Origin of the sequence: Lentzea indica, from assembly GCF_012184385.1 — a bacterium.
Classification (GTDB): Bacteria; Actinomycetota; Actinomycetes; order Mycobacteriales; family Pseudonocardiaceae; genus Lentzea; species Lentzea indica.
In genome coordinates this window covers 1-4,928 of sequence record NZ_VSRL01000412.1, presented here as the reverse complement: position 1 = coordinate 4,928, position 4,928 = coordinate 1, and the positions used below count along the sequence as shown (strand labels likewise).

The following is a 4,928-nucleotide window of genomic DNA, read 5'->3' as shown; positions in this document are numbered from 1 at the left end:
CCTCGGTGTTCGCGGCCAGGTCGGCGCCGACCACGAGCTCGATCAGCAGGGCGGCACGGCGTTCGTCGACGTCGAGGTCCTTGGCGGCCTTGCGCAGCTCGCGAACACCGAGGCCACCGGTCCGCAGCACCGGCGGCGGCTCTGCCGACCAGCTCGCGATCAGGTTCTCGACGTGCCGGACGAGTTCCAGGGCCTCGCCGCCACCTGTGGCGTCGATGCTCGACTGCTGGAGCGTGGTGGTCTTCAGCCTCGGCTCGGCGGCCTGGATCGGGCCGAGCGGGCGTTCACCGCGCAGCTGGAGCGCGATCTCCCGCGGCAGCTCGACGGTGCCGGGATCGCGGCGCAGCAGCAGACCGCGGGCGAGGAGCCGTTGCACGGGAGTGTCGGCCTTGTCGAGCGGCACGACCCGTGAGGCGTCCTTGGTGTCGCCGATGGGCGGTCCGGCGGCGAGCTTCTGCAGGACCCGCTGCTCGCCCTCGGTGATGCCGCCCAGGTCGTACGTCTGCCCGGTCGAGTGGCCGAGCCCGCCGGGATACGTGCCGAACGCCTCCCGCGTGATCGGGGGTATCGACAGCGCCTCGTCCTCGCCCCACACGAGCGCGAGCGACCTGAGCTTGGCGACGGCCTGCTTGAGCGGCTTGGGCTTCACGTCCGGCCCGAGCACCCCGGCGAGTGTGGTCAACGCCACGGGCTCGGTGTCCGAGCCCAGCACGACCAGGCCTTCGAGCACGGCGAGCGTGAACGTGTCGAGGTCCTCGCACGCGCGCGCGATCGACGCCCTGGTGCCGACCCGTGTCGCGAGCACGGACATATCGGCAGGTGGGGGCGTTGCCAGGTCAGGACGCGCGCGCAGCAGTGCCACCAGAGCGGCGTCGTCCTGGGCGCGCAGCCAGTCGGCGAGAGTGGTGCCGGACATTCTCACCACGGTATATGGGCGGCTGGAGAACTCGTCGTTGCCCGGACGAGAAAGTGGGTCTGTCACACTTGTCGCGTCATCGGCATCACCGAGGAGGAGAAAGTGGCGAAAGGACGCCCTGGACGGGTCGACCCGCACTGGCCGGAGGGCCCCGACGGTGGCCACCCCGTCACCGAACTGACCAGTGACGTGCAGGGTGCGCTCTCCCCGTTCGGCACGGTGACGTTCCCGCTGCCGGTGGAGGACCTCGGCTACACCCACCCGGTGACCGAGATCAACAAGTCCTGACCTGAAGTGCCCGCGGGGACCTTTCGTGCTCTCGACGAGTACGAAAGGTCCCCGCGTGCGTTTGTCAGAGGTGGCTTAAGACTGTCGAGTCGCGTGAGTACCGCAATGGGGCCGGGGATAGGCTCACTTCCCGCTTGAGCAGCACTTCGTGGGAGGAAGACGATGCCGGTCCCCGGCCCTGGTTACTCGATCACCGTTCGTCTGGAGGCGCCGCCGTCAGCGAGCGCCGCGGGTGACCTCACGACGGCTGTCGGCCGCGCGGGCGGAGTGATCACGGCGTTCGACGTCGTGGAGTCGCACAACGATCGCGTCGTCATCGACCTCACGTGCAACGCGCTGTCCGCGAACCACGCCAAGGACATCACCGACACGCTGGAGACGTTGCCCGGCATCGTCGTCCGCAAGGTGTCGGACCGCACGTTCCTCGTGCACCTCGGCGGCAAGATCGAGATCGCGTCGAAGGTGCCGCTGCGCAACCGTGACGACCTCTCTCGCGCGTACACGCCGGGTGTCGCGCGTGTGTGTGAGGCGATCGCCAAGAACCCGGACGACGCGCGCCGTCTGACGATCAAGCGCAACACCGTCGCCGTCGTCACCGACGGTTCGGCCGTGCTGGGCCTGGGCAACCTCGGCCCCGCCGCCGCTCTGCCGGTGATGGAGGGCAAGGCGGCGCTGTTCAAGAAGTTCGCCGGCGTCGACGCCTGGCCGGTCTGCCTGGACACCCAGGACACCGAGGAGATCATCCGCGCGGTCGAGCTCATCGCTCCCGTGTACGGCGGCATCAACCTCGAGGACATCTCCGCGCCGCGCTGCTTCGAGATCGAGGCACGCCTGCGCGAGAAGCTCGACATCCCGGTCTTCCACGACGACCAGCACGGCACGGCCATCGTCGTCGTCGCGGCGCTGCGGAACGCTCTGCGCGTCGTCAAGAAGGACATCAAGGACTGCCGCATCACGGTCTGCGGCGTCGGCGCCGCCGGTTCGGCGATCATCCGCCTGCTGCAGGCGCAGGAGCCCGGCGACATCATCGCCGTGGACGTCGACGGCATCGTGCACCGCGACCGTCCCGGCCTGGACGCGAACCTGAAGTCCATCGCCGCGACCACCAACAAGGGCAACCAGTCTGGCCGCCTGCACGACGCGCTGGTCGGTTCGGACGTGTTCATCGGCGTCTCGGCCCCGAACCTCTTCGGCGCGGACCAGGTCGCGACGATGGCGGAGGACGCCATCGTGTTCGCGCTGGCCAACCCGGACCCGGAGATCGACCCGATGGAGGCCCAGCAGCACGCCGCCGTCGTCGCGACCGGCCGCTCGGACTTCCCGAACCAGATCAACAACGTGCTGGCGTTCCCCGGCGTCTTCCGCGGCCTGCTGGACGCGCACGCCAGGACCATCACCGACGCGATGCTGCTGGCCGCCGCGCAGGCCATCGCCGACGTGGTGGACGGCGACCGCCTCAACGCGTCGTTCATCGTTCCCTCGGTCTTCGACAACACCGTTGCTCCGGCCGTGGCCGAAGCGGTGCGCAAGGCGGCGACTTCGTAAGACTGGCCACGGGCCGTTCCTGTGAGCCAGGCATACGATCGCGGTATGACCAAGCAGTTCACCCACCTGGACTCACACGGCGCGGCCCGCATGGTCGACGTCTCCGGCAAGGAGCAGACCACCCGGACGGCCGTGGCCAGCGGGATCCTGCACACGACCGCCGAGGTGATTGCGCTGCTGGGCACCGACGGCCTGCCCAAGGGCGACGCCCTCGCCACCGCCAGGATCGCGGGCATCATGGCCGCGAAGCGCACCTGGGAGCTCGTGCCGTTGTGCCACCCGATCGCCCTGTCGTCGGTGGTCGTGGACCTGGCTCTGGCCGACGAGGCCGTCCTGATCACGGCCACGGTCCGCACCACCGACCGCACCGGCGTCGAGATGGAGGCCCTGACCGCGGTCTCCGTCGCCGGCCTCACCCTGCACGACATGGTGAAGTCCGTCGACCCCGCCGCTTCTCTGGACGCGGTGCGGGTGGAGCGCAAGGAAGGCGGAAAGTCGGGGCTGTGGGAGCGTCCGTGAAGGCAGTGGTCGTCACGGCGTCCAACCGCGCCGCCGCCGGGGTCTACGCCGATCGCAGCGGACCGATCATCGTCGACTGGCTCACCTCACGGGGTTTCTCGGTGTCCGCACCGGTCGTGGTGCCGGACGGCGAACCGGTGCGTGAGGCGCTGGCTTCTGCCGTGTCTTCCGGCGCGGACCTCGTGATCACGACCGGCGGCACCGGGATCAACCCGACCGACCGGACGCCGGAGGCCACCCGCGCGGTGCTGGACTACGAGGTGCCGGGACTGGCCGACGTGATCCGGATGTCCGGGTGGCCGCGCGTGCCGGGTTCCGTCCTGTCGCGCGGCGTGGCCGGGGTGGCGGGACGGACGTTGATCGTGAACCTGCCGGGGTCGACCGGCGGGGTGCGGGACGGGCTGGACGTGCTCGGCAACGTCGTAGAGCATGCGCTGGACCAACTGCGTGGAGGTGACCACAGATGAGCGTGGTGCTGCGGGCCGTCGTGACCGAGGAGCCCTTGTCGGTCGAGGAGCACGCCGCCCTCGTCGCCTCGGACCGTGCAGGCGCTGTCGTGACCTTCTCCGGCGTCGTGCGTGATCACGACGGTGGGCGGTCGGTGCTGGAGCTGGAGTACCACTCGCATCCGTCCGCGGGGGACGTCGTGGCCGAGGTCGTCGAGTCGCTCGCCGGGAAGTACTCCGGGGTGCACGGGATCGCGGTGTCGCACCGGGTCGGGCCGTTGAAGATCGGTGATGTGGCGTTGGCCTGCGCGGTGGCTGCCGAGCACCGCAAGGAGGCCTTCTCGTTGTGCGCCGACCTGGTCGACGAGGTCAAGGCCCGGTTGCCGGTGTGGAAGCGGCAGGTGTTCCCCGGCGGCGAGGACGAGTGGGTCAACTGCCCCTGATGGCTGCGGTTGGCACCGCGCGGGTCGTCTCGCGGTGGTTGCGATCGCGGTGGTGCCGTTGCGGTGGTGGGCGCCGGTTCCAGCGGGGTGGTCGCCAGTGCGGTCGTCTCGCGTTGCGTTGGTGGTCGCTCAGGTCCTGACGCGCGTGGTCATTTCATCGCCGCTTCGCGACGATTTCGGGTGGTTGCGTCATCACCGCTGTTCAGATGGGTCGTGCGGTCGGCTCGCTTCGCATTGCCGTTGTGGGTGCGCGGCTTCGCCGTTGCCCGCCTGGTGTTGGACTTTCGGGCTCGGTTTCGCCTTCGCGGTCGTGCCGGGGGTGTGGACACGCCGGTAGCGATGTTGCTGTGGCAGGTGCTTGCCGCCGGACCTCACCGCCCGTACCCGGAAACGCAGGCAGGGACCTCACCGCCGGGGGGTAGCGGTGAGATCCCTGGTTCCTGCGTCAGCCCAGCCATCGGGGCCAACCGTCAATCAGCCGGTCGTCCTGCTCAGAGCAGGATCTTGGCGCCGGGGAAGATCAGGTCCGGGTTCGTGAGGAAGTCCTTGTTCTTCTCCACGATGGCCTGCCAGCCGCCGTCGACCTTGTTGGCCTCGGCGATCTTCGACAGGGTGTCGCCCGCCTTGATCTCGTAGTTGCCGTTCGGGTTCGACTTCGAGCCCGCGAGCGCGACGACCGGCGCCTGCTGCACCGGCGCCTGGCGCTGCTGCGGCTGCGCCTTGCGCTGCTGCTGCGGAGCCGGGGCGGCCTTCGGGGCCTTGCCCGTGTAG

The 4,928-nt window shown here is 69.6% G+C and carries 4 protein-coding genes and 2 pseudogenes; 4 read left to right on the top strand and 2 right to left on the bottom strand.

Annotation, left to right across the window (positions count from 1 at the left end; genetic code table 11):
* A pseudogene (locus FXN61_RS47260) lies at positions 1 to 916 on the bottom strand (helicase-associated domain-containing protein); the annotation flags it as partial.
* Between the two features lie 102 nt (positions 917 to 1,018).
* Here FXN61_RS47260 and FXN61_RS47255 point away from each other — a divergent pair.
* From FXN61_RS47255 to FXN61_RS56845, 4 genes and pseudogenes are all read left to right on the top strand, one after another.
* Positions 1,019 to 1,204, top strand: coding sequence for a hypothetical protein (locus FXN61_RS47255; protein WP_109633120.1), 186 nt, complete (start codon positions 1,019 to 1,021; stop codon positions 1,202 to 1,204).
* A gap of 162 nt (positions 1,205 to 1,366) precedes the next feature.
* Complete coding sequence (locus tag FXN61_RS47250; RefSeq protein WP_167980315.1) at positions 1,367 to 2,749, top strand: NAD-dependent malic enzyme; 1,383 nt, start codon at positions 1,367 to 1,369, stop codon at positions 2,747 to 2,749.
* Positions 2,750 to 2,794: 45 nt separating this feature from the next.
* Positions 2,795 to 3,268 carry a cyclic pyranopterin monophosphate synthase MoaC gene (moaC, locus tag FXN61_RS47245; RefSeq protein ID WP_167980314.1) on the top strand — a complete coding sequence of 158 codons (474 nt, stop codon included), beginning with the start codon at positions 2,795 to 2,797 and terminating at the stop codon, positions 3,266 to 3,268.
* A pseudogene (locus FXN61_RS56845) lies at positions 3,253 to 4,157 on the top strand (molybdenum cofactor biosynthesis protein MoaE). Before moaC ends, FXN61_RS56845 begins: the two are co-directional and overlap by 16 nt.
* Positions 4,158 to 4,648: 491 nt before the next feature.
* Here FXN61_RS56845 and FXN61_RS47230 read toward each other — a convergent pair.
* The coding region (locus tag FXN61_RS47230) for a LysM peptidoglycan-binding domain-containing protein (protein WP_167980311.1) at positions 4,649 to 4,928 on the bottom strand (280 nt) is incomplete at its 5' end.

Bases quoted from the DNA above. Each gene is read 5' to 3' on its own strand.
- FXN61_RS47250 (WP_167980315.1), top strand. From the start codon at position 1,367: ATGCCGGTCCCCGGCCCTGGTTACTCGATCACCGTTCGTCTGGAGGCG.
- moaC (WP_167980314.1), top strand. From the start codon at position 2,795: ATGACCAAGCAGTTCACCCACCTGGACTCACACGGCGCGGCCCGCATG.